The organism is Mucilaginibacter polytrichastri (assembly GCF_001911425.1).
Classification (GTDB): Bacteria; Bacteroidota; Bacteroidia; order Sphingobacteriales; family Sphingobacteriaceae; genus Mucilaginibacter; species Mucilaginibacter polytrichastri.
Genome location: NZ_MPPL01000001.1, coordinates 142,682 through 166,403, shown reverse-complemented (window position 1 = coordinate 166,403; position 23,722 = coordinate 142,682). Strand labels below are relative to the sequence as shown.

Genomic DNA, 23,722 nt, shown 5'->3' with positions numbered 1-23,722 from the left:
CCTTTCGCGACCATAACATACCAGCCGATGTAATGTATTGTGATATTGATTACATGGACCATTACAAAATCTTTACCTGGAACCATCAGACCTTCCCCGACCCAAAATCATTTATCGATAAGTTGAAATCGATGGGCTTCAGACTGGTTACCATAGTAGATCCGGGGATTAAAGTGGAACCTGGTTACAAACAATATGATGAAGGCGTGGCCAAAAACTATTTTGCCACTTACCCCAACGGCGAAAAATTTGTGGGCGAAGTTTGGCCTGGCCGCTGTCATTTTCCCGATTTTTTCAGGAAAGATGTGCGCGACTGGTGGGGAGCATCATTTACAGCCCTTACCGAACCCGGTGTAGAAGGTTTCTGGAACGACATGAACGAGCCTGCCGCCTGGGGGCAAAACATCCCATGGATGGTTAAATTTGGTAATTACTACATGCCGGAGATCCGTAACGTTTACGGTATGGAAATGGCCCGCGCTACTTACGAGGGCACTAAAAAGATCTTAGGTAATAAACGGCCATTCGTGTTAACCCGCGCTGCATACTCGGGCACACAGCGTTATTCGGCTGTGTGGACGGGCGATAATTCTGCTTATGATGCACACATGCTGCTGGGCCAGCGTTTGGTAAACAGTTTAGGTATTACCGGCATGAGCTTGGTTGGTGTGGATATCGGCGGCTTTAGCGGTGATCCTACTCCTGAACTAATGGTACGCTGGAACTCGCTCGGTGTGTATACCCCGATGTTCCGTAACCATGCCATGCAGGGTACCAAAATGCGCGAACCCTGGCGCTGGGGCGAAGCCAATGAAAAGATCATTAAAAAAGACATTGAGCTGCGTTATAAATTGCTACCATACTTGTACTCAAGTTTCTATCAATCGCATCAAACAGGGCTCCCTGTAAGCCGTACGCTGGCTATTAACTATACCCAGGATGCCATGGTTTACAATCCAACCTATCAAAACCAGTTTCTGTTTGGCGATGGTTTGCTGGTTGCCCCGGTTATCAGCACAGAGCATACGGCATCTGTTTACCTGCCGCAGGGCGAATGGTATCGTGTAAGCAGCGGTCAGCATTATGATGGCGGCCACGCTTATACAGTTGATGCGCCATTGACTGATCTACCTGTATTTGCCAAAAGTGGTGCCATTATCCCGATGCAAAACATCATACAAAACACCAACCAAAAAGGCGACGGCATACTGGAAATAAACGTATGGTATGGCAAAGAAGCCAGCCATTTTGTTTATTACGAAGACGACGGTTCATCGTACGATTACCAGCAGGGCGCTTACCATAAACGCGAAATCAGTTTCGACCCAACTCACAGCCATATTACATTCGGCATTGCAGAAGGTAGCCTTCCCTCTAAATACACTAAAATTAAATTGGTGTTGCATGGTTTTGGAGGGCACACGAAAAACTTCGACGTAAATTGTAACGTGGTTAGCGGTACTGATACTATTGAATTTGAAAATAGTGGTAAGGTGATTACTGTTTCTTACTAATTATGCTACCTCAGGTTTCTACCCTGTGGTTAATCTGAGGTAAGGTTTCATCTTACCTCAGCTGGAAGCTTACAATAATATCCGTCACATTTACGCTGAGCTAATCTTGCGACACCATAATCGCCTTTTTTATAATCAGACCGTCGTCCAGAACTTGTTTCGGGATCCCACGTGCTAATTCATCGCCAACAAAGTCTACTATCCGTCATGTGAGGTGCTGAAACAAATTCAGCATGACGGGCAGAGAAAGCATGACGTACTAATTCATCGCCAACAAAGTCTACTATCTGTCATGTGAGGTGCTGAAACAAGTTCAGCATGACGGGCAAAGAAAGCATGACCTACTAATTCATCGCCAACAAAGTCTACTACTTGTACCGTGGGGTGATAAAATGAGCATGGCGGCCGGGAAAATGTAAAACAAAAAGGCCCCACTGTTTCCAGTAGGGCCTTTCTCAAAAAAAAACTATTATAATTATTTCACTTCTTCAAAGTCAACATCAGTTACTGTGTCGCCAGCTTGTCCGCCACTTGCCTCAGGGCCACCTGCATTAGGTTGGCCACCTTGGCCTGGTGCATCACCTGTTTGTTTATACATCTCTTCAGATGCAGTAGCCCAGGCAGCGTTCAGTTCAGTTTGAGCAGCATCGATAGCATCGAAGTCTTTAGCTGAGTAAGCTGATTTTAATTTTTCTAATGATGCTTCGATAGGTGCTTTTTTGTCAGCAGAAATCTTGTCACCATATTCTTTCAGTTGTTTCTCTGTCGAGAAGATCAAAGCATCAGCGCCATTCAGTTTTTCAACTTCTTCTTTTGCCTTTTTGTCAGCATCAGCATTAGCTTCAGCTTCGTCTTTCATTTTTTTGATCTCTGCATCAGTTAAGCCAGATGAAGCTTCGATACGTATCTTTTGCTCTTTACCGGTTGCTTTATCTTTAGCAGATACATGCAATATACCATTAGCATCGATATCAAAAGTAACTTCTACCTGTGGTACACCACGTGGCGCAGGCGGGATGCTATCCAGGTGGAAGCGGCCTAACGTACGGTTTTGTGCTGCCATAGGGCGTTCACCCTGCAAAATGTGGATCTCTACAGATGGCTGGTTATCAGACGCAGTTGAGAAAGTCTCAGATTTTTTGCTTGGTATAGTTGTGTTAGATTCGATTAAGCGAGTCATTACACCACCCATAGTTTCGATACCCAATGATAATGGAGTAACGTCTAACAGTAACACGTCTTTAACTTCGCCGGTTAATACACCACCTTGAATTGCAGCACCGATAGCTACAACCTCATCAGGGTTAACACCTTTTGAAGGTGCTTTACCGAAGAATTTCTCAACAGCTTCTTGTATAGCTGGGATACGGGTTGAACCACCAACTAAGATGATCTCATCGATATCTGAAGTGCTGTAACCAGCATTTTTCAATGCAGTACGGCAAGGCTCAATAGTACGTTTAATTAAGCTGTCAGCCAATTGCTCAAATTTAGCTTTGGTTAAAGATTTAACCAAGTGCTTAGGCATACCATCAACAGCAGTAATATATGGCAAGTTGATTTCGCTTTGAGCAGTGCTTGATAACTCAATTTTAGCTTTCTCAGCAGCTTCTTTTAAGCGTTGTAAAGCCATAGGGTCTTTACGCAGATCAATACCTTCGTCGCTTTTAAATCCGTCTGCCATCCAGTCAATAATAACCTGGTCAAAGTCATCACCACCTAAGTGTGTATCACCGTCGGTTGATTTTACTTCGAAAACGCCATCACCCAATTCCAATACAGAAACGTCATGTGTACCACCACCACAGTCAAACACAACAATTTTCATGTCGCGGTGAGCTTTGTCCAGGCCATAAGCAAGGGCAGCAGCAGTAGGTTCGTTAATGATACGTTTTACAGTTAAACCTGCAATTTCACCGGCTTCTTTAGTAGCCTGGCGTTGTGCATCATTAAAGTAAGCAGGTACGGTAATAACCGCTTCAGTTACTTCATGGCCTAAGAAATCTTCAGCAGTTTTCTTCATTTTTTGAAGAATCATGGCAGAAATTTCTTGCGGAGTATATTTACGGTCGCCAATTTCAACACGTGGAGTATTGTTGTCGCCTTTTACTACTTTGTAAGGTACCCTGCCAGCTTCTACAGTAACTTCGTTAAACGAGTTACCCATAAAGCGTTTGATAGAGTAAATAGTTTTGGTAGGGTTGGTAATAGACTGGCGTTTTGCTGGGTCACCTACCTTACGCTCGCCATTATCAACAAAAGCTACTACAGATGGTGTAGTGCGTTTACCTTCGCTGTTGGCAATAACTACGGGTTCGTTACCTTCCATTACGGCCACGCAGGAATTTGTTGTTCCTAAGTCGATTCCAATGATTTTAGACATATGATTGATTTTTCTTATTTATTAATTATTCATCAAGTACTATGCCTATTTATCAATGGTTGTGCCAAGCTTTAATTGGCAGAAAATTAAATTGAACATGGCAGAAATATACCTTTTAGTCAGAATTAGATGAGACTTCGGTGACAGCTTGGCAGAAATAAAGAGATTAAATGCCAGGCTAAGATTTATTATAACACGGTTGTTTAACCTGTATAGTCAGCTTTTATTGGCTTACTGTTTCGGGTTATTAATTCTTATTTAATCTCATAAAAAGTATAGTAGTAACATTTCTATACGGCATTCTATTATAGATTTCTTAACTGATTAAGGCAAACCCAATGGCTACCATGCAGTCGCTCAAATCCGGCCAAGTAACAAATATGATGTAAACCAATTCCTAAATTATAAGCAATAACATTTGCAAGGCCAGAGGCCGTTACATAGCAATTACTCGGCCAGAGCCGAGCAATTGCTATGTAGAATTATCATACCTGATAAAGTCTGATCGCGAAATTTTAAACGCAAAAAAGCCCCACTCAAATGAGCGGGGCTTTTCAAATATCGGAAGTAAGTATAATTACTCGCCTTTTGCAGCTTCGTCTTCTTTTGCAGAAGCTTCTTCAACAGCAGGTGCAGCTGGTGCTTCTTCTACAGCAGGTGCAGCGGTTTCTGCAACAACAGCGTCATCAGCAGGAGTTATATCAGCAGCGGTAGCAGCAGCTTTAGTACCGGCACCACCACGACGGCGGGTTGCTTTCTTAGCTGGAGCAGCAGTTTCTTGACCGTATACAGTGTTATAATCTACTAATTCGATGATCGCCATTTCAGCGTTATCACCTAAACGATTTTCCAATTTGATGATACGCGTGTAGCCACCTGGTCTGTTAGCAATTTTTACTGCGATATCGCGGAATAGTTCAGTAACTGCATCTTTGCTTTGCAGGTAGCTAAATACTGCACGACGAGAGTGTGTGTTATCACTTTTACCTTTAGTTAAGATAGGCTCTACATAAACGCGTAAAGCTTTTGCTTTAGCCAATGTAGTGGTAATACGCTTGTGCTCGATAAGCGATGAAGCCATGTTAGCCAACATCGCTCTGCGGTGACTGGTGGTACGGCCTAAGTGGTTGTGTTTTTTTCCGTGTCTCATTTTGTTATTTACTTGTGCACGTGCATACCGTTGGGCGGCTTTTTAGTCAAGCCCGCGGAATTATGCCCTCGCTTATTGTTATTATTAGAAGTGAGATTTAAGCGATTAGGTTCTTTGATAGCCAAACCCAATTGCTATAATCTCACGTCTGTTTTATTATTCTTCGTCTAACTTGTATTTGGCCAGGTTCATACCAAAAGATAAACCTTTTGATTTAACCAGATCCTGAATTTCAGTTAGTGATTTTTTACCAAAGTTTCTGAATTTTAACATATCAGCAACATCGTAAGAAACCAGATCAGCCAGGCTGCGAATGTCTGCAGCTTTAAGGCAATTTAATGCACGTACAGACAGATCAAGATCAACCAGTTCGGTTTTCAGGATCTTACGCATGTGCAGGATCTCTTCATCAACTTCTTTAGTTTCTTCTTTAGCCTGTGCCTCAAGCATCATGTTCTCGTCAGAGAACAGCATAAAGTGCTGGATCAGGATCTTAGCAGCTTCTTTTAATGCATGCTCCGGGTGTACAGAACCATCGGTAACAATATCCAATACTAATTTCTCGTAATCGGTTTTTTGCTCAACACGATAGTTTTCGATTGTATATTTCACATTCTTGATAGGTGTGTATATAGAATCGATTGCGATAACGCCTACTAAAGCATCCGGATTTTTATTTTCTTCACTTGCAACGTAACCACGGCCTTTGTTTACAGTAAGCTCAACTTCAAGCGTTACTGATGAGTCCATGTTACAGATAACCAGATCGGGGTTTAAAACGGTGTAGTTGTTAGAAAACTTGGTGATGTCACCAGCTTTAAAACTGTCCTGACCGTTGATGATCACAAATATTTTTTCTGAATCACCAGAAGTACCGGTTTTCTTAAAACGAACTTGTTTAAGGTTCAGGATAATTTCGGTAACATCTTCAACAACGCCTTTAATGGTTGAAAACTCATGCGATACTCCTGAGAAACGTACAGAAGTAATAGCATAACCTTCTAATGAAGAAAGTAAGATACGACGTAAAGCATTACCAATAGTAATACCGAAACCTGGCTCTAACGGACGAAATTCAAATGTACCATCAAAGTCTGTTGACTTCTGCATGATTACCTTATCTGGTTTTTGAAATGCTAAAATTGCCATTTATATCCTTTTGATTATTGTTTACTTAATTTTTCAGTTGAATTAAACTACAAAAATGACTGACAGATTAGTGCCAGTCATATTATAGATTAATAAGATCATTTATTTTGAGTACAACTCGACGATCAGGTTTTCCTTAATGTTTTCAGGAATCTCGTCACGGTTAGGCAAGTTTAACAGCTTACCAGAAAGGTTAGCCGAATCCCACTCAAACCAGTTGTATTTGTTTATTTTTCTGCCGGCAACAGAGTTGCTGATCGCTTCCATGGTTTTTGATTTCTCACGTACTGCAATCACATCACCTACTCTTACATTGTAAGATGCAATGTTTACAACTTCACCGTTAACGGTAATGTGTTTGTGACCAACTAACTGGCGTGCACCAGAACGGGTTGGAGCGATACCTAAACGGTAAACAACGTTATCTAAACGTGCTTCTAATAATTGAAGCAGGTTTGTACCGGTGATACCTTCTTTAGCTACTGCGGTATGGAATAAGTTTTCGAACTGACGCTCTAATACACCGTAAGTGTATTTAACTTTTTGTTTTTCCATCAGCTGCACTGCATATTCTGATTGCTTGCCTCTTCTTTTAGAGACACCGTGCATGCCGGGAGGATAGTTTTTTCTTTCTAACACTTTATCCGGACCGAAGATCGGTTCGCGGAATTTACGTGCGATTTTGCTTTTGGGGCCTGTATATCTTGCCATTGTTGTGTTTTTTAAAGTATCAAGCAGCCTTAAAACTGCCGAATCTTAGCTTTAAAATTTTGTTAATTAAACTCTTCTGCGTTTTGACGGACGACAACCGTTGTGTGGAAGCGGGGTAATATCCTTAATGGTAGTAACCTCGATGCCTGTTGTTTGTAATGTACGGATAGCCGACTCACGACCTGCACCCGGACCTTTTACAAAAACTTCTACTTTACGTAAGCCCAAATCATAAGCTACTTTACCGCAATCGCCAGCGGCCTGACCAGCGGCATAAGGAGTGTTCTTTTTTGAACCTTTAAAACCCATTTTACCTGCAGAAGACCAAGAGATTGCCTGACCAGTGCTGTTTGTTAGGGTGATAATGATGTTATTAAAAGTAGCGTTGATGTGTGCCTGACCAACCGACTCAACAATTACTATACGCTTTTTGGTTACTTTTTTAGCTTTAGCCATTTTCTTAATTATTGGGTTAATGAATTAGTGGGTTACTGAATAACCCGGACCCATTAACCATTTGATAATTTTGTGTATTCCTAATAATCTTCAAACAACCTAATGCCGTTTGAAGATCACTAATCAATTATTATTTAGTAGCTTTTTTCTTGTTAGCAACTGTTTTACGTTTTCCTTTACGGGTACGTGAGTTGTTTTTGGTACGTTGACCACGCAAAGGCAAACCTTTACGGTGACGGGTACCACGGTAACAACCGATATCCATTAAACGTTTAATGTTCAGTTGTACTTCAGAGCGTAATGCACCTTCTACTTTAATCTGATCATTGATGATACCACGGATAGCCGCTAATTGATCATCTGTCCACTCCTGAACTTTAACATCATAACTGATGCCAGCCTGGTTTAAAATGTTTTGTGCGGTTGTACGGCCTACTCCATAAATGTAAGTTAGTCCGATCTCACCTCTCTTATTTCTTGGTAAATCAATACCTGATATTCTTGCCATGTTTGTAAGTTGTTTTAAATGAATACCGAACGGCGGGCAACCGTTGTACAGTTATTCACAATATTTTTTAATTATCCCTGACGTTGTTTGTACTTAGGATTCTTTTTGTTTATCACATAAAGTTTCCCGTTACGGCGGATGATCTTGCAATCAGCACTACGTTTTTTGATGGATGCTCTAACTTTCATCTCTTTAATTATTTATATCTGTAGGTTATTCTGCCTTTAGTTAAATCGTATGGACTCATCTCTAATTTCACTCTGTCACCAGGTAAAATTTTGATGTAGTGCATACGCATCTTTCCTGATATATGTGCAATTATCTCGTGGCCATTTTCCAGTTCAACTCTAAACATTGCGTTTGACAATGCCTCCTTTATTGTTCCGTCTTGCTCAATCGAAGATTGTTTAGCCATATTTTACTGATAATTACTTATTTATCTGCCCCCTAAAGCGGGACGCAAAATTAAAAAAAATATTTGATATATTATTTTTTTCTTTCTAAAATTTCATTTATGTATGAAAACGTAGAAAGAATATCCGGCTGGCCCTTTTTAACAGCCACCGTGTGCTCATAATGTGCCGATGGTTTACCATCACTGGTAGATACCGTCCAGCCATCATTCCAAAACTTTACGCCAGCCTTACCTGCGTTAATCATTGGCTCTATTGCAATTACCATACCTTCCTCAAGTTTGGTACCGGCACCGCGTTTACCATAATTAGGTACTTCGGGTTTCTCATGCAAAGCCAGGCCAACACCGTGGCCCACCAACTCTTTAACCACACCAAAACCATGCTTTTCGGCATGCTCTTGTACAGCGTAGCCTATATCGCCTATACGCATGCCTGTAACAGCTTTTTGTACACCCAGCTCTAAACACTCCTGCGTTACACGCATTAGCTTCTTAGCCTCTTCGCTAACCTCGCCTATGGCAAAGGTATAGGCAGAGTCGCCGTAGTATTTATTCAGGATCACGCCGCAATCTACAGAGATCAGGTCGCCTTCCTTCAGTTCCTGCTTTCCGGGGAAACCATGCACAACCTGGTCGTTAGGCGAAATGCATAATGAATAAGGGAAGCCATGATAGTTAAGGAAAGCCGGTACACCGCCATTATCGCGGATAAACTCTTCGGCAAGCTTGTTTAAGGATATAGTAGTAACACCTGGAGCGATAACCTTAGCTACCTCTCCAAGTGTTTTTGAAACAAGTAAAGAACTTTCTCTTATGAGCTCTATCTCTTCGATAGTCTTATAATGGATCTTTGCCATGTTAATTATTCGGTACTAAATGGCCGGAGGCGTTGTGCCCGCGGCAGTAGGTATAGCTGTACGGCCTTTAATTCTGCCGGTTTTCATTAAACCGTCATAGTGGCGCATCAGTAAGTGACTTTCTACTTGTTGCAATGTATCTAATACCACACCCACTAAGATAATCAGTGAAGTACCACCGAAAAATCTTGCAAACTGGCTGTTAACATGTGCCATGTTAGCTAGTGCAGGTATAATAGCGATCATTGCTAAAAAGATTGATCCAGGCAAAGTGATCTTAGAGATCACATCATCGATAAAATTAACCGTTGCATCACCTGGCTTAACACCCGGGATGAAACCACCATTCTTCTTCATATCATCCGACATTTGTTTCGGATTTACAGTAATAGCTGTATAGAAGTAAGTGAACAGGATGATCAGGATCGCAAATACCAGGTTGTGTAACCATGAGGTATAATTTGATAACAGGATCAGCACTGTGCTTGATGCCATTTTAGGGAAAAATGAAGCTACCGTTGTTGGGATAAACATTAAGGCCTGTGCAAAAATGATCGGCATTACACCGGCTGCATTAACCTTTAACGGGATGTACTGACGTACACCACCATATTGTTTGTTACCTACAATACGTTTTGCATATTGAACTGCAACCTTACGAGTACCTTGTACTACCAGGATGGTAAACATTACAACTGCAATAAGCGCTACAATCTCTACAATGAAGATTAATAAACCACCACTGTTGGTATCAGTTACCCTTGAGCTAAATTCGGTTACGATGGCCGAAGGAAGCTGGGCAATAATACCCACCATAATGATTAGTGATATACCGTTACCAATACCTTTATCAGTGATTTTTTCACCTAACCACATTACAAATAATGTACCTGCAGTTAACACGAATACCGAAGTGATATTAAACATAGTTGCACCTAAAACAGGGCTGATAGCTTCTGGTGCTATTTGGGTACGGATGTAGCCAATAGCCTGCGCAGCAGTAATAGCAATAGTTAGGTAGCGGGTCCACTGGTTTAATTTGTTGCGTCCGCTTTCACCTTCTTTTTGAAGTTTGGTGAAATAAGGCACAGCGATACCTAATAACTGCACCACAATAGATGCAGAAATATATGGCATTACACCCAATGCAAAAATGGATGCGCGGGAAAAAGATCCACCGGCAAACATATTTAATAAGCCTAACAAGCCTTCTTTTGCTTTTTGAGAGTTTAAAGAAGCCGGATCAACGCCAGGCAGTACAATAAATGATCCTACCCGGTATATTAAAAGAAATAAGAGTGTGTTAATAATACGCACTCTTAGATCTTCGATTTTCCAGATGTTTGATAATGTGGTGAAAAATCTTTTCATTTAAAATTATAACTTAACGATGGAACCACCGGCTGCTTCAATAGCTTTTTGTGCTGTTGCTGAAAACGCATGAGCTGTAACATCAAGTTTCGCTTTCAGTTCGCCACGGCCTAATACTTTGATCAGGTCGTTTTTAGAAGCTAAACCATGCTCTTTGAAAGTATCAAAAGTGATTACGCTTACAGAATGCTTTTCAGCTAATTCTTGTAATGCATCAAGGTTAACACTTACATACTCCACACGGTTAGGGTTTTTAAAGCCCACTTTAGGAACACGACGTTGTAATGGCATTTGGCCACCTTCAAAACCAACCTTAGTTGATGTACCAGAACGTGAACCCGCACCTTTATGGCCACGTGTTGACGTGCCACCACGGCCAGAACCGGTACCACGACCGATTCTTTTTCTATTTTTTATGGAACCTTCTGCAGGTTTCAGATTACTTAAATTCATGATTAAATATTTTCGACTGCTACCAAATGATTAACTTTTCTAATCATGCCGATGATAGCATCATTAGCTTCCACTTCAATACTGTGGTTTATTTTTCTCAAACCTAAAGCGGCTACGGTTCTTTTCTGACGTTCGCTTCTGTCGATAACGCTTTTTATTTGTGTTATTTTGATCTTGGCCATGATAATTATCCGTTAAATACTTTACCTAAGTTAACACCACGGTGTTGAGCTACGGTATAAGCATCGCGCAATTGCGCTAAGGCTAATACAGTTGCTTTAACCACGTTGTGTGGATTTGATGAACCTTTTGATTTTGCAAGTACGTTATGCACACCTGCAGATTCTAATACAGCACGCATTGCACCACCGGCTATAACACCGGTACCGTTTGCAGCTGGTTTTAAGAATACAAAACCGCCAGAATATTTACCAATTTGTTCGTGTGGTATAGTGTTATTAATAATAGGCACTTTTACCAGGTTCTTTTTAGCATCATCAATACCTTTGGCAATTGCCTCAGTTACCTCTTTCGCTTTACCTAAACCGTAACCAACTACACCATTTTCATCACCTACAACCACAATGGCCGAGAAGCTGAAAGTACGGCCACCTTTGGTTACTTTGGCAACACGTTGTATGCTAACCAAACGATCTTTTAATTCGATCTCAGTGGTTTTTACTCTTTTAACATTTATTGTTGACATCTCTTTGCTTCAATTAAAATTTTAAACCGCCTTCACGTGCACCTTCAGCCAGTTGTTTAACCCGGCCATGGTACAGGTAACCATTTCTGTCAAACACTACAGCAGTGATGCCTGCAGCGATTGCTTTCTGGGCTACAAGTTTACCTACAGCGGCTGATTGCTCGCCTTTAGTACCTGATGCAGAAAAATCTTTTGACAAAGATGATGCTGATACTATAGTTTTTCCGTTAACATCGTCAATAACCTGGGCATATATACCCTTGTTGCTTCTGAATACAGACAAGCGCGGACGCTCTGTTGAACCTGAAAGATGCTTTCTGATCCCTTTTTTAATTCTGTCTCTTCTTGATAATTTAGCTGCCATGACGATTATTTTTTAGATGCTGATTTACCTGCTTTTCTTCTTAATATTTCACCTACAAACTTAATACCTTTACCTTTATATGGCTCTGGTGCACGTAGTGAACGTATTTTAGCAGCTACCTGACCGATCAATTGTTTATCAATTGATTCTAGAATGATAGTTGGGTTTTTACCCTTTTCAGCAGTAGTTGATACTTTAATTTCTTGTGGTAATTCAAACACATAGTGGTGAGAAAATCCCAACACCAAATCAAGTGTGTTACCTGTATTGGTTGCACGATAACCTACACCTACAAGCTCTTGCTCAAGCTTGTAACCTGTGGTTACGCCAATTACCATGTTATTTAATAAAGCGCGGTATAAACCGTGTAATGCTTTATGGCGTTTTTGATCAGATGGACGTGTTACCACGATGTTTCCTTCTTCCTGCTCGACTTTGATGTCGGCATCAACCGCCTGGTGTAATTCACCTTTAGGGCCTTTAACGGTAATCAGGTTTTCGCCTGATACGGTTACAGTAACGCCTGCGGGGATTGCTATAGGTGCTTTTCCTACTCTTGACATTCCTTAATTCCTCCTGTTATTAATAAACAAAGCATAAAACTTCACCACCTACATTCTGAACGCGAGCTTCCTTGTCAGTCATCACGCCTTTAGAAGTTGATAAGATGGCAATACCTAAACCGTTTAATACACGTGGCATGTTTGCAGTGCCTGCGTATTTTCTCAAACCTGGTTTACTAATACGCGAAATTGTGCGGATAGCAGGGATCTTGGTTACTGGGTGGTACTTCAAAGCAACTTTAATGATGCCTTGAGGGCCATTGTCCTCAAATTTGTAATTTGCAATGTAACCTTTGTCGAAAAGCACTTTAGTGATTTCCTTCTTCAGATTTGATGCAGGAATTTCAACAACCCTATGGTTGGCTTTAATAGCATTCCTTACTCGTGTAAGATAATCTGCGATTGGATCTGTATTCATTTTTTATAAAAGTATGATGGCGGTTTCCTTCCCGGCCTATCCGGGGCGACCTTCCATCGGTTAATTTTTTTCAAATGTCAAAAGTCCAAAGTTTAAAGCTTTCGCCTTTCAACTTTCGACTTTTAACAACTATATTTTTACCAGCTTGCTTTTTTAACACCTGGTATTTTACCAGCTAAAGCCATTTCACGGAATGTTACACGTGAAATACCAAACTGGCGCATGTAACCTCTTGGGCGGCCGGTTAATTTGCAACGGTTGTGCAATTTTACCGGTGATGCTGCTTTAGGTAATTTATCTAAACCGATATAATCACCTGCTGCTTTAAGGGCTGCTCTTTTTTCAGCAAATTTTGCTACTAACTTAGCACGTTTTACTTCGCGTGCTTTTACACCTTCTTTAGCCATTGTTAACTGGAGTTTGATTTTTAAATGGTAAACCAAATTGTTTCAGCAACTCTAATGCTTCCACATCATTTTTTGCTGAAGTTACAAAGGTAATATCCATACCCATAATTTTATTGATTTTATCAATATTAATCTCAGGGAAAATGATTTGTTCGGTGATACCTAATGTATAGTTACCGCGGCCGTCAAAACCTTTATCGTTGATACCTTTAAAGTCACGGATACGTGGTAAAGCTACAGCAATTAAACGGTCTAAAAACTCATACATCATGTTATCGCGCAGTGTAACACGTACGCCAACCGGCATATTTTTACGCAATTTGAAGTTAGAGATATCTTTCTTAGACTTAGAAGATACTGCCTGCTGACCAGTGATTGTAGTTAACTCGTTGATGGCAACATCAATAAGCTTTTTATCAGTGGTTGCAGCACCAACACCCTGGTTGATGGCAATTTTTTCCAGTTTAGGAACCTGCATTACGCTTTTGTACTGAAATTTATCTTTCAGTGCGGTGCGGATCTCTTCCTTGTATTTCGATTTTAATCTTGGTGTGTAGGTCATTACTTAATTTCCTCCCCTGATTTTTTTGAAACTCTAACTAATTTACCGGCATCGTTCTTTTTGCGGCCTACACGTGTAGTTTCGCCTGTTTTTGGATCAACCAAAGCCAGGTTAGAAATGTGGATAGCAGCTTCTTGTTTAACGATACCACCGTTAGGGTTGGCAGCGTTTGGTTTAGTATGTTTAGATACTAAGTTAACACCTTCAACTATAGCGCGGCTTTTAGTTAAGTTAATTTCAGTTATTTTACCTTGTGATCCTTTTGAATCACCAGCGATTACCTTAACAAGATCACCTTTGCGGATCTTAAGTTTAGGTTGTGCGTTTTTCTTTCTTTCCATTGTTACAATACCTCCGGTGCTAATGATACAATCTTCATAAATTGTTTTTCACGCAGCTCTCTTGCAACTGGGCCGAAGATACGTGTACCTCTTGGCTCGTCCTGGTTGTTTAATAACACGGCTGCATTATCGTCGAAACGGATATATGAACCATCTTTGCGGCGTATTTCCTTTTTGGTTCTAACCACTACGGCTTTAGATACTGTACCTTTTTTTACGTTACCTGATGGTATCGCACTTTTTACGGTAACTACGATCTTGTCTCCTATAGAGGCATATCTTTTGCCGGTACCACCTAACACACGGATCACTAAAACTTCTTTAGCGCCACTGTTATCGGCTACATTCAATCTTGATTCCTGTTGTACCATTTTATTTAGCCCTCTCTAAAATTTGAACTAATCTCCAGTTTTTGCTTTTGCTCAACGGGCGTGTTTCCATAATCATTACGGTATCACCAATACCACAGGTATTAGTCTCGTCGTGAGCCATAAATTTGGTAGTTTTTTTCAGGAACTTACCGTAGATAGGGTGTTTCACCTTACGTTCCACAGCCACCACAATAGATTTATCCATCTTATTGCTTACTACCAGCCCGGTACGTGTTTTTCTTAAATTTCTTTCCATTGTTGTCGACGCTGATTATTATTCTTTTCCAGCAGTTACCGCAGCTTTACGCTTTGCTAATTCTGTATTTAAACGAGCAACATCCTTGCGTACTTTTGTGATACGGGTTGGATTTTCAATAGCCGAAACAGCGTGAGCAAATTTCAACTTAGTGAGATTGTTCCTTTCCTCGCCAATTCTTGCGGTCAACTCTTCAGTTGACAGGCCTAAAATTTCTGAGTTTTTCATTTCTTTAATTTAATTGTAAGTTGTAAAGTATTAAGTTGTAGGTTGTAAGTATTACTTATACCATACAACTTAAAAACTTAAACTCATTAATTATGCCTCTGCGTAATCTCTGCGTACTACAAAACGAGTTTGTACCGGCAGTTTCTGTGCTGCCAGGCGCAGAGCTTCTTTGGCAACTTCTAGTGGCACACCTTCGGCCTCAAAAATGATACGTCCCGGGCGTACAACTGCTACCCAATATTCGGGAGCACCTTTACCTTTACCCATACGTACCTCTGCAGGTTTTTTAGTTACAGGCTTGTCAGGAAATATCCTGATCCACACCTGGCCTTCACGTTTCATGAAACGTGTTACAGCTATACGTGCAGCTTCGATCTGGCGGCTGGTAATCCAGGCCGGCTCGAGTGATTTTATACCGAAAGATCCGAATGAAAGCTCAGCACCACGGGTGGCGTTGCCTTTCATTTTGCCTTTTTGCATCTTTCTGAACTTCGTTCTTTTTGGCTGTAGCATTATCTTAAGCTTTTTATGTCGTTAAAACGATGTCTTATTGACTGATTATCTATTACCACCCGGACGGCTACCTGCACCTCCTGGACGGCCTGGGCCACCAGGGCGATTACCGCCACCACGTTGGTTGTTATTACCCGGACCACCACCTGGTGTATTTCTGCGATCGCCGCCGGCACCAGGACCACCTCTACGGTCGCCTCCACCTCTGCGATCACCACCACCGCGGTTATCTCTTTCGCCACGTGCGCCAAAACCTGCTGCACCTTCAGGACGACCGCCCTTGCCACTGCTGCTGCTTGATGCTCCGATGTTTGGAGACAGGTCACGTTTGCCATATACCTCGCCTTTGCAAATCCACACTTTGATACCTATTTTACCATAGGTAGTTAATGCTTCTGCCAATGCATAGTCAATATCAGCGCGGAAGGTATGTAACGGAATCCTTCCCTCTTTATATTGCTCGGTACGGGCCATCTCTGCACCGCCTAAACGGCCTGATGTCATAATCTTGATACCTTCTGCACCCATTCTCATGGTTGAAGCTATCGAAGTTTTCATGGCACGACGGAATGAAATCCTCGCTTCTAATTGCTTGGCTATGCCTTCTGCAACCAGTTGCGCGTCAAGCTCAGGACGTTTGATCTCGAAAATGTTAATTTGAACATCCTTTTTAGTCAGTTTCTTTAACTCTTCTTTGATCTTATCAACTTCCTGGCCGCCTTTGCCAATAACAATACCCGGACGGGCAGTATGTATAGTAACGGTAATACGTTTTAATGTACGCTCAATAACTACTTTAGATACGCCGCCTTTAGCGATACGTACAGAAAGGTATTTGCGGATTTTTTCGTCTTCAACTAATTTATCGGAGTAGTTGTCACCACCGTACCAATTAGAATCCCATCCTCTGATGATTCCTAATCTGTTACCTATTGGATGTGCTTTTTGTCCCATTTTTAATTGATTTCGGTTTTACTGTCCACAATAAGAGTTACGTGATTTGAGCGCTTACGGATACGATATCCACGGCCTTGCGGGGCCGGGCGAAGTCTTTTTAACTGACGGCCTCCGCCTACAGAAACTTCCTTTACAAATAAGTTGCTATCTTCAACACGTTTGCCTTCGTTTTTAGCTTCCCAGTTTTTGATAGCTGATAATAACAGTTTCTCAACACGGATAGCCGCTTCTTTATTTGTAAACTTTAATGTATATAAAGCTTTCTCTACATTCATACCGCGAATCAGATCAACTACAAGGCGCATTTTACGCGGTGAAGTTGGGCAGTTTTGCAGTTTAGCGATAGAAGCGCCGCCTACAACAGCTTTAGCAGCTTCTTTCTGTTGCCTGATTAATACAGACTTTTTGATTTTAGTTGTTGCTTCCATGCCTTATTTTTTCTTTTCTGCGTGACCACGGAATGTACGTGTTGGTGCAAACTCTCCCAGCTTGTGACCCACCATGTTTTCTGTTACGTACACAGGGATAAACTTGTTACCGTTGTGTACTGCGAATGTATGACCAACGAAGTCAGGAGATATCATGGAACGTCTTGACCATGTTTTTACAACTGATTTTTTATTTGATTCATTCAAGGTAAGAACTTTTCTTTCCAGGTTGAAATCAATATAAGGTCCTTTTTTAATTGAACGAGCCATTATTTTTTCCTTCTTTCAATGATATAACGATCCGATGTTTTCTTTTTGTCACGAGTTTTGTAGCCTTTAGCTAATAAACCTTTGCGTGAACGAGGGTGACCTCCTGATGAACGACCTTCACCACCACCCATAGGGTGATCGACAGGGTTCATGGCTACACCACGTACTCTTGGTCTGCGGCCCAACCAGCGTTTACGGCCGGCTTTACCTAACACCTCATTTGCTTTCTCGGCATTTGAAACAGTACCGATGGTTGCAAGGCAGGTAGCCAGGATCATACGGGTTTCGCCAGAAGGCAATTTGATAATGGCATATTTGCCATCACGTGCAGACAGTTGTGCGTAAGTACCTGCAGAGCGGGCAATTGTGCCACCCTGACCAGGATTAAGTTCAATGTTGTGTATGATCGAACCAAGCGGGATAGCCTTTAGCGGTAATGTATTACCAACCTCTGGTGCTGCTGCTTCGCCTGATAATACAGTTTGTCCAACTTGTAATCCTTCAGGAGCGATCATGTAACGTTTCTCACCATCAACATAAGTTAACAGGGCGATACGTGCTGAACGGTTTGGATCGTACTCAATAGTGGTAACTTTTGCGGGAATGTCAAATTTGTTACGCTTGAAGTCGATCAATCGGTATGATTTCTTATGTCCCCCACCGATATAACGCATGGTCATTTTACCGGTATTGTTACGACCACCTGATTTCTTGTGCGATACAACCAGTGACTTTTCAGGCACATTGGTTGTTACGTCCGAATAATCGGCACCAACTCTGAAGCGGGTACCCGGCGTAACCGGTTTAAATCTTTTAACTGCCATTTCTCTTTTTATATTGTGCTATAAAAATCTATTGTTTCACCGTCTTTCAATGAAATCACCGCTTTTTTATAAGTAGCAGAACGACCAGATACGGCGCCTCCCTTAGTGTTGCGGGTTTTCAATTTTCCGACATATTTCATGGTATTTACCGCTGTAACGTTAACACCATACATCTTTTCAATTTCTAATTTGATCTGGATCTTGTTAGCTCTATGATCAACCTTGAAAACATAACGATTAAGTTTCTCAGTTAACTGAGCTACTTTTTCTGTAAGTAAGGGTTTCTTTAAAATTTCCATATTACTTAGCGAAAGCTTCCTCCAAAGTTTTAACAGAAGCCGAAGTTAAGATCAGCTTACCAGCGTTTAACACATCATATGTGTTTAACTGATCGGCTGTGATAACCTTGGTTTTCTTAAGGTTTCTGCTTGATAAATACACATTGTTATTTGCTGCAGGCAGTACTAACAAAGTTTTTTCGTTAGTTAACTGTAAATCAGCAAGTAATTGAATGTAGCTTTTAGTTTTAACAGCGTCAAAACTAAAATCTTCTAATACAACCACATTGCTATCCTGTGCTTTGTATGATAAGGCTGATTTACGAGCCAGTGATTTAAGCTTCTTGTTTAACTTAAAGCTATAGTCACGAGGCTGAGGACCGAAAACACGACCACCACCATTAAATAATGGAGATTTTATGCTACCGGCACGTGCACCACCTGTACCTTTTTGTTTATGTAACTTGCGGGTTGAACCAGCAATTTCATTACGTTGTTTTGATTTGTGCGTACCCTGACGCTGATTTGCCAGATATTGTTTAACATCCAGGTAAATAGCGTGATCGTTGGGCTCGATACCGAATACCGAATCAGGAAGTTGCACCTTGGCACCTGTTTGCTTACCTGATACATTTAATACATTAACTTCCATCTTATTTATCAACGATTACGAATGAACCCTTAGCTCCGGGAATTGATCCCTTAACCACTAACAAATTTTGCTCTGGATAAACTTTAACAACCTCAAGGTTTTGAACCTTGATACGGACGTTACCAGTTTGGCCGGCCATACGCATACCTTTAAATACGCGAGAAGGCCATGAAGAAGCTCCCAGTGAACCTGGTGCTCTTAAACGGTTGTGCTGTCCGTGAGTTTGCATACCCACACCGGCAAATCCATGGCGTTTTACAACACCTTGAAAGCCCTTACCTTTAGAGGTACCAACCACATCAACAAAATCACCTGAGTTGAAGATCTCGACAGTAACGGTGTCGCCTAAATTCTTTTCGTCCTCAAATGTTTTGAATTCCACAAGCTTGCGCTTAGGTGTAGTACCGGCTTTTTGGAAGTGACCTTTCAAAGGAGCAGAAGTATTCTTCTCCTTTTTTTCATCATACGCTAACTGGATTGCAGCGTACCCGTCTGTTTCTACAGACCGTACTTGTGTTACTACACAAGGACCAGCTTCGATTACAGTACACGGAATGTTTTTTCCGGCCTCATCGAAAATACTGGTCATCCCTACTTTTTTACCAATAATTCCTGACATTTTATTTTATTTTTTGTTTTGCCCATCGAAGCAGTAGGGCTTCGTTCAAGGCATTAGTTCCCCTTTAAGGGACGGCAAAGATAGGAATTATTAATTAACTCTCAAACACTTAGGAAATTATTTTTTCAATAATTTTAGTGCTAACGTTTTGTAAGTCAAATAGCATTGGGGTTGCCGGTGTGCTTATTAGCCCCTGTAAAGTGCAGGCTATGTAAAGGCATATTTGCAATTTTTATAGCAGGGGCTGCAAAACTATAATTGTTACGTTAATTTTACCCGGTTATTTATTAAAATTGTCAAAAAACTATAACCCCTACTATGTATAAGAAGTTACTTTTAAACACTGTACTGCTATTTATAATAGCTGGCGCATCGGCCCAAACATTATACACACCGCGCGATATACAACGCGCCTATAAAAATGCAACACGCTCATTAGATGGCCGCCCCGGAAAAAACTACTGGCAAAACCACGGCCGTTACAATATACATGTAACCGCCAATGCGCCCGATCGTAATATTAAAGGAACCGAGGAAATTACCTACATTAACAATAGCCCAGATACGCTGAAGAGTTTAAACATGAAGCTTATCCTCAATGTGCATCGCCCGGGAGCGGTAAGGTTAAGGCCTGTTGAAGCAGATTATTTAACAAGCGGCATCCAGATTGATACCTTTAATGTAAATGGTACTGCAACCAAATGGAACAATGTTACCAATAATGCCACCAACCAGGCCGTAAGGTTAACCCAACCTTTAATGCCACACGACTCAGTTAAACTTAACATTGCCTGGCATTACCAGATTTCGCTAAAAAGCGAACGTGAAGGGATGATTGATTCTACCACTTATTATCTCGCTTATTTTTACCCGCGCGTATCTGTTTATGACGACTATAACGGTTGGGACCGCCTGGCATTTAACGATGCTTTAGAATTTTATAACGATTTTAATGATTATACCTTAAAGGTAACCGTACCTAAAAACTACCTGGTTTGGGCAACAGGTACGCTGCAAAATGCAAACCAGGTATTACAGCCCGAGTATGCCAAACGCCTGCAGGCCTCTTTCACCAGCGACTCTACCATCCACGTGGCAACAGCCGAAGACCTGGTTAAGAAAAACATTACTACCCAAAAACCTACCAACACCTGGGTTTGGACGGCTAATGATATTACAGATATTGCCATAGGCATTAGCGACCATTATGTTTGGGATGCCGCAAGTACCGTGGTTGATGATGCCACCCATCGCCGTGCAAGTATGCAGGCTGCCTTTTTAAACAGCTCGGAAGATTTCCATCACTCGGTGCAATTTGGCCGTAACAGTTTAAGCTGGTTTTCGCATAACTGGCCGGGCGTGCCCTACCCTTTCCCTAAAATGACGGCATTTCAGGGGTTTGCAGATATGGAGTATCCTATGATGGTAAATGACAGCCATAGTAAAGATCTCCGCTTTGCACAGTTTGTACAAGACCATGAGATAGCACACACCTATTTCCCTTTCTATATGGGTATTAACGAAACCCGTTACGGTTATATGGACGAAGGCTGGGCAACCACATACGAACTTTTAATCGGCACAGCTGAGGTGGGCAAAGAAGCCGCAGACAAACTTTATAAAGGATTCCGCGTAAATGGGTGGATCCATGACCGCTCATCTGCCGAAGACTTGCCGGTTATTACCCCAACCAGCGAACTTAATGCCGGTGCAGGTAACAACGAATACGGCAAACCATCGTTAAGCTACCTCGCATTAAAAGATATGTTGGGCGATGACCTGTTTAAAAAAGCTTTGCATACTTATATGGATAACTGGCACGGCAAGCACCCTATCCCCTGGGATTACTTTAACTCGATGAATACAGGGTCGGGCAAAAATCTCAATTGGTTCTTTAACAACTGGTTCTTAACCAATTATTATAATGACCTTGCTATTGATAAAGTAACCACCACAGCTAAAGGCGTACAAATTGACGTGAAAAACGTTGGCGGTTTTGCCATACCCTTTGATGTTGTAGCTACCTACGCCGATGGCAGCACCAAAGCTTTCCACCAAACACCTATAGTTTGGGAGCATAACCAAAAAGCAGTTGTTATTAATTTAACAAGCACAAAAGCCATAACAGCCGTAAAACTAGATAACGGTATTTTTATGGATGCCGATGAAAGCAATAATAGCTGGAAGAAATAGTTTTCAAATAGAGTCAAGAATCGAGAGACAAGAATCAAGACTTAAATTTCATAAAAAGAAAAGCGACCTTATGAAGTGGTCGCTTTTCTTTTTTATTTCAATAGTGATAACGGCATTGCAGAATATAAATACTGTCTTCGCTAGCTCGATAAACCAAACGATGCTCGTCTATGATTCTCCGGCTCCAAGAACCCGAAAGCTGTCCTTTTAAAGGCTCCGGCTTACCGATACCCACAAATGGCGTTCTCAGGCATTCTTTTATTAAGTCATTAATTCTTTTGAGAATCTTCTTGTCTGTTTGCTGCCAATACAGATAGTCTTCCCAGGCGTTAGACTGCCACACTAACTTCATTACTCTTCTATCAAATCATGAGTGTAATGTATCCCGTTGTTCATTTCATCAATGGCGCTTTGCAAGCGTACACGGTTGGCTTCACTCTTAACAAGATGCAAGGTTTCTGCTATTGAATTATATTCGTTAAGATCCATAACTACAACATTCTTTCCTTTGCTTCGGGAAACTATTACGATCTCAGCATCATCATTCACCTTATCCAGGTTTTTAGCCAGATTCTTCCGGAATTCGGTGTAATTTAAAACATCCATAGACTTAAAATAAGTACTTATTTAAGTACAAATATAAGTAATTGTTTTAATCCATCATTAATCTTCTAATCAACTCTGCGCTCTGTTTTTTGCCTTCATCTAACCTGGCGGCAAAAAAGGTTTGTACATCGTTGAAGTGCTTCTTATACCCCTCCATATCGCCGTAACCTATAATAGACGACCATTCCCGCACGGCCGAGTGAAACTCCAGATCATCGCCACGGATGGTTTTATCGTAAAGGGCAGTTTCTATCGACTCTTCCAGCAGTTGCTCGTTTTTAAACAGGTATTCTGCAATACCCAAACGCAGGCGGAAAGGTGGCGTTTGGGCAATCAGGTTATCATAGGGGTTTACGCCCAAATGATACCAGGCATCAACCATACTTAATATACTCAAGTGTGAATTGGGTTTGGGATGAATGCCGCCATCACCCAGCGAAAAATCTTTCATCACCTGGTCGTTAAACATAATGAGCTTGCGGCTTTCGTGAAACACAAAATCGCGTGCTTTATAGATCCGCTCGCGAAAAGCCTGCTCCTCTTCCATAATCATCAGCTTAAAAAGTTCCGATTCTGATATCGCATAGCGCTTTACCTGCTGTCGTGCGTAAGGATTAAGGATAGCCAAGCCTGCATATACGTGTGCTTTGTAGCTAAAGATGCGCAGAGTGGTCAGGATTTTCACATTATCAATACCCCCATTATAAGAAGCATTATCCCAGGGGAAAAATCCGGCAGACTTCCATGCGGTACCCATACTTTCGAAACCTACGTGGGTAACAGCCTGCGTATCTGCTACGATCTGGTCGTGCTGATGATAGTCGGGCAGTTCCACAATATCAGTCCCCACCTTATTAAACAGATCGAACATGCGCTGATAACTCTCGTCATCACTCCGATGACGAATGAGGATCAGCTTTTGCCCTTTGGGTTCAAAACCCGGCCCATGCATAGCATGAAAAGTAACTATGTTTATACCTGTAGGCAGGTACTTTTCAAAAATGGCTATCTCTATTGATTTTACTGAAGTTTGGCCTGCCACAATAGCATTGGGCCTGACAGCCAGATAGGATTGTGCAACCACCTGCTCCAGATATTCGGCTTCGACAGAATAGATCAGCAGGTCGCTTTTGGCAGCAACAGCTGTTCCATCGCCTAATATTTCTACCTGATGGCCTACAAGGTCTTCTTCCACCCTT

General features: G+C 41.5%; 35 protein-coding genes. 2 read left to right on the top strand and 33 right to left on the bottom strand.

Features of this window, described 5'->3' with window-relative positions; translation table 11 throughout:
- On the top strand, positions 1-1,514 hold a 1,514-nt coding region (locus RG47T_RS00735; protein WP_253187482.1), incomplete at its 5' end, for a TIM-barrel domain-containing protein.
- Between the two features lie 475 nt (positions 1,515-1,989).
- Here the strand turns inward: RG47T_RS00735 and dnaK are convergent.
- The 30 genes from dnaK to rplC form a co-directional block, all read right to left on the bottom strand.
- Complete coding sequence (gene dnaK / locus RG47T_RS00730; protein ID WP_074487413.1) at positions 1,990-3,897, bottom strand: molecular chaperone DnaK; 1,908 nt, start codon at positions 3,895-3,897, stop codon at positions 1,990-1,992.
- Between the two features lie 577 nt (positions 3,898-4,474).
- Positions 4,475-5,047 (bottom strand): 50S ribosomal protein L17, encoded by a 573-nt coding sequence (gene rplQ, locus RG47T_RS00725; protein WP_074487412.1) that lies wholly within the window; start codon positions 5,045-5,047, stop codon positions 4,475-4,477.
- 156 nt (positions 5,048-5,203) lie between these two features.
- Entirely contained in the window at positions 5,204-6,196 is a 993-nt protein-coding gene (locus tag RG47T_RS00720; RefSeq protein WP_074487411.1) for a DNA-directed RNA polymerase subunit alpha, read from the bottom strand.
- 102 nt (positions 6,197-6,298) lie between these two features.
- Entirely contained in the window at positions 6,299-6,907 is a 609-nt protein-coding gene (rpsD, locus tag RG47T_RS00715) for a 30S ribosomal protein S4 (protein WP_074487410.1), read from the bottom strand.
- Between the two features lie 66 nt (positions 6,908-6,973).
- On the bottom strand, positions 6,974-7,363 hold the full coding sequence (gene rpsK, locus RG47T_RS00710; RefSeq protein WP_074487409.1) for a 30S ribosomal protein S11: 390 nt from the start codon (positions 7,361-7,363) through the stop codon (positions 6,974-6,976).
- 130 nt (positions 7,364-7,493) lie between these two features.
- Complete coding sequence (rpsM, locus tag RG47T_RS00705; protein ID WP_074487408.1) at positions 7,494-7,871, bottom strand: 30S ribosomal protein S13; 378 nt, start codon at positions 7,869-7,871, stop codon at positions 7,494-7,496.
- A 71-nt stretch (positions 7,872-7,942) separates the two neighbouring features.
- Positions 7,943-8,059, bottom strand: coding sequence for a 50S ribosomal protein L36 (rpmJ, locus tag RG47T_RS00700; RefSeq protein WP_074487407.1), 117 nt, complete (start codon positions 8,057-8,059; stop codon positions 7,943-7,945).
- Between the two features lie 8 nt (positions 8,060-8,067).
- The gene (gene infA, locus RG47T_RS00695; protein WP_074487406.1) at positions 8,068-8,286 is read right to left on the bottom strand and encodes a translation initiation factor IF-1; all 219 of its coding nucleotides are present in this window, start codon (positions 8,284-8,286) and stop codon (positions 8,068-8,070) included.
- A gap of 71 nt (positions 8,287-8,357) precedes the next feature.
- Complete coding sequence (gene map, locus RG47T_RS00690; RefSeq protein WP_074487405.1) at positions 8,358-9,143, bottom strand: type I methionyl aminopeptidase; 786 nt, start codon at positions 9,141-9,143, stop codon at positions 8,358-8,360.
- A 15-nt stretch (positions 9,144-9,158) separates the two neighbouring features.
- A complete protein-coding gene (secY, locus tag RG47T_RS00685) occupies positions 9,159-10,514 on the bottom strand; it encodes a preprotein translocase subunit SecY (RefSeq protein WP_074487404.1) in 1,356 nt (451 codons plus the stop codon).
- Between the two features lie 6 nt (positions 10,515-10,520).
- Positions 10,521-10,967, bottom strand: a complete 447-nt coding sequence (gene rplO / locus RG47T_RS00680; RefSeq protein WP_074487403.1) for a 50S ribosomal protein L15 — start codon at positions 10,965-10,967, stop codon at positions 10,521-10,523.
- 2 nt (positions 10,968-10,969) lie between these two features.
- A complete protein-coding gene (rpmD, locus tag RG47T_RS00675; RefSeq protein ID WP_074487402.1) occupies positions 10,970-11,149 on the bottom strand; it encodes a 50S ribosomal protein L30 in 180 nt (59 codons plus the stop codon).
- A 5-nt stretch (positions 11,150-11,154) separates the two neighbouring features.
- Complete coding sequence (gene rpsE, locus RG47T_RS00670) at positions 11,155-11,673, bottom strand: 30S ribosomal protein S5 (RefSeq protein ID WP_074487401.1); 519 nt, start codon at positions 11,671-11,673, stop codon at positions 11,155-11,157.
- A 13-nt stretch (positions 11,674-11,686) separates the two neighbouring features.
- Complete coding sequence (rplR, locus tag RG47T_RS00665) at positions 11,687-12,037, bottom strand: 50S ribosomal protein L18 (protein WP_074487400.1); 351 nt, start codon at positions 12,035-12,037, stop codon at positions 11,687-11,689.
- A gap of 5 nt (positions 12,038-12,042) precedes the next feature.
- On the bottom strand, positions 12,043-12,600 hold the full coding sequence (gene rplF / locus RG47T_RS00660) for a 50S ribosomal protein L6 (RefSeq protein WP_074487399.1): 558 nt from the start codon (positions 12,598-12,600) through the stop codon (positions 12,043-12,045).
- 19 nt (positions 12,601-12,619) lie between these two features.
- Positions 12,620-13,018, bottom strand: coding sequence for a 30S ribosomal protein S8 (gene rpsH / locus RG47T_RS00655; protein ID WP_074487398.1), 399 nt, complete (start codon positions 13,016-13,018; stop codon positions 12,620-12,622).
- A 137-nt stretch (positions 13,019-13,155) separates the two neighbouring features.
- The gene (gene rpsN / locus RG47T_RS00650) at positions 13,156-13,425 is read right to left on the bottom strand and encodes a 30S ribosomal protein S14 (RefSeq protein WP_074487397.1); all 270 of its coding nucleotides are present in this window, start codon (positions 13,423-13,425) and stop codon (positions 13,156-13,158) included.
- Positions 13,418-13,987: a 50S ribosomal protein L5 gene (gene rplE / locus RG47T_RS00645; RefSeq protein ID WP_074487396.1), complete on the bottom strand. Its 570-nt coding sequence runs from the start codon at positions 13,985-13,987 to the stop codon at positions 13,418-13,420. The genes rpsN and rplE overlap by 8 nt, the downstream gene beginning before the upstream one ends.
- Entirely contained in the window at positions 13,987-14,328 is a 342-nt protein-coding gene (gene rplX, locus RG47T_RS00640) for a 50S ribosomal protein L24 (protein ID WP_074487395.1), read from the bottom strand. Before rplX ends, rplE begins: the two co-directional genes overlap by 1 nt.
- 2 nt (positions 14,329-14,330) lie before the next feature.
- Entirely contained in the window at positions 14,331-14,699 is a 369-nt protein-coding gene (gene rplN, locus RG47T_RS00635; protein WP_067059744.1) for a 50S ribosomal protein L14, read from the bottom strand.
- A gap of 1 nt (position 14,700) precedes the next feature.
- Positions 14,701-14,955: a 30S ribosomal protein S17 gene (gene rpsQ, locus RG47T_RS00630; RefSeq protein WP_074487394.1), complete on the bottom strand. Its 255-nt coding sequence runs from the start codon at positions 14,953-14,955 to the stop codon at positions 14,701-14,703.
- Between the two features lie 18 nt (positions 14,956-14,973).
- Positions 14,974-15,183 (bottom strand): 50S ribosomal protein L29, encoded by a 210-nt coding sequence (rpmC, locus tag RG47T_RS00625; protein ID WP_074487393.1) that lies wholly within the window; start codon positions 15,181-15,183, stop codon positions 14,974-14,976.
- A 90-nt stretch (positions 15,184-15,273) separates the two neighbouring features.
- Positions 15,274-15,696, bottom strand: coding sequence for a 50S ribosomal protein L16 (gene rplP, locus RG47T_RS00620; RefSeq protein ID WP_074487392.1), 423 nt, complete (start codon positions 15,694-15,696; stop codon positions 15,274-15,276).
- A gap of 45 nt (positions 15,697-15,741) precedes the next feature.
- Positions 15,742-16,650: a 30S ribosomal protein S3 gene (rpsC, locus tag RG47T_RS00615; protein ID WP_074487391.1), complete on the bottom strand. Its 909-nt coding sequence runs from the start codon at positions 16,648-16,650 to the stop codon at positions 15,742-15,744.
- A 2-nt stretch (positions 16,651-16,652) separates the two neighbouring features.
- On the bottom strand, positions 16,653-17,081 hold the full coding sequence (gene rplV, locus RG47T_RS00610; protein ID WP_074487390.1) for a 50S ribosomal protein L22: 429 nt from the start codon (positions 17,079-17,081) through the stop codon (positions 16,653-16,655).
- 3 nt (positions 17,082-17,084) lie between these two features.
- On the bottom strand, positions 17,085-17,351 hold the full coding sequence (gene rpsS, locus RG47T_RS00605) for a 30S ribosomal protein S19 (RefSeq protein WP_074487389.1): 267 nt from the start codon (positions 17,349-17,351) through the stop codon (positions 17,085-17,087).
- Positions 17,351-18,175 (bottom strand): 50S ribosomal protein L2, encoded by an 825-nt coding sequence (gene rplB / locus RG47T_RS00600; RefSeq protein ID WP_074487388.1) that lies wholly within the window; start codon positions 18,173-18,175, stop codon positions 17,351-17,353. The genes rpsS and rplB overlap by 1 nt, the downstream gene beginning before the upstream one ends.
- An 8-nt stretch (positions 18,176-18,183) precedes the next feature.
- Positions 18,184-18,474 (bottom strand): 50S ribosomal protein L23, encoded by a 291-nt coding sequence (gene rplW / locus RG47T_RS00595; RefSeq protein WP_074487387.1) that lies wholly within the window; start codon positions 18,472-18,474, stop codon positions 18,184-18,186.
- A gap of 1 nt (position 18,475) precedes the next feature.
- Positions 18,476-19,105 carry a 50S ribosomal protein L4 gene (gene rplD, locus RG47T_RS00590; protein ID WP_074487386.1) on the bottom strand — a complete coding sequence of 210 codons (630 nt, stop codon included), beginning with the start codon at positions 19,103-19,105 and terminating at the stop codon, positions 18,476-18,478.
- Position 19,106: 1 nt separating this feature from the next.
- The gene (gene rplC / locus RG47T_RS00585) at positions 19,107-19,724 is read right to left on the bottom strand and encodes a 50S ribosomal protein L3 (protein ID WP_074487385.1); all 618 of its coding nucleotides are present in this window, start codon (positions 19,722-19,724) and stop codon (positions 19,107-19,109) included.
- 318 nt (positions 19,725-20,042) lie between these two features.
- On the opposite strand from rplC, the gene RG47T_RS00580 reads away from it, so the two are divergent.
- Positions 20,043-21,917 carry a M1 family metallopeptidase gene (locus RG47T_RS00580; protein WP_074487384.1) on the top strand — a complete coding sequence of 625 codons (1,875 nt, stop codon included), beginning with the start codon at positions 20,043-20,045 and terminating at the stop codon, positions 21,915-21,917.
- A 97-nt stretch (positions 21,918-22,014) separates the two neighbouring features.
- Here the strand turns inward: RG47T_RS00580 and RG47T_RS00575 are convergent, their stop codons facing one another.
- From RG47T_RS00575 to RG47T_RS00565, 3 genes are all read right to left on the bottom strand, one after another.
- Entirely contained in the window at positions 22,015-22,269 is a 255-nt protein-coding gene (locus RG47T_RS00575; RefSeq protein WP_074487383.1) for a Txe/YoeB family addiction module toxin, read from the bottom strand.
- A complete protein-coding gene (locus tag RG47T_RS00570; protein ID WP_074487382.1) occupies positions 22,269-22,523 on the bottom strand; it encodes a type II toxin-antitoxin system Phd/YefM family antitoxin in 255 nt (84 codons plus the stop codon). Before RG47T_RS00570 ends, RG47T_RS00575 begins: the two co-directional genes overlap by 1 nt.
- A 46-nt stretch (positions 22,524-22,569) precedes the next feature.
- Positions 22,570-23,722: prephenate dehydrogenase (locus tag RG47T_RS00565; protein WP_253187481.1), on the bottom strand; the 1,153-nt coding region annotated here is incomplete at its 5' end.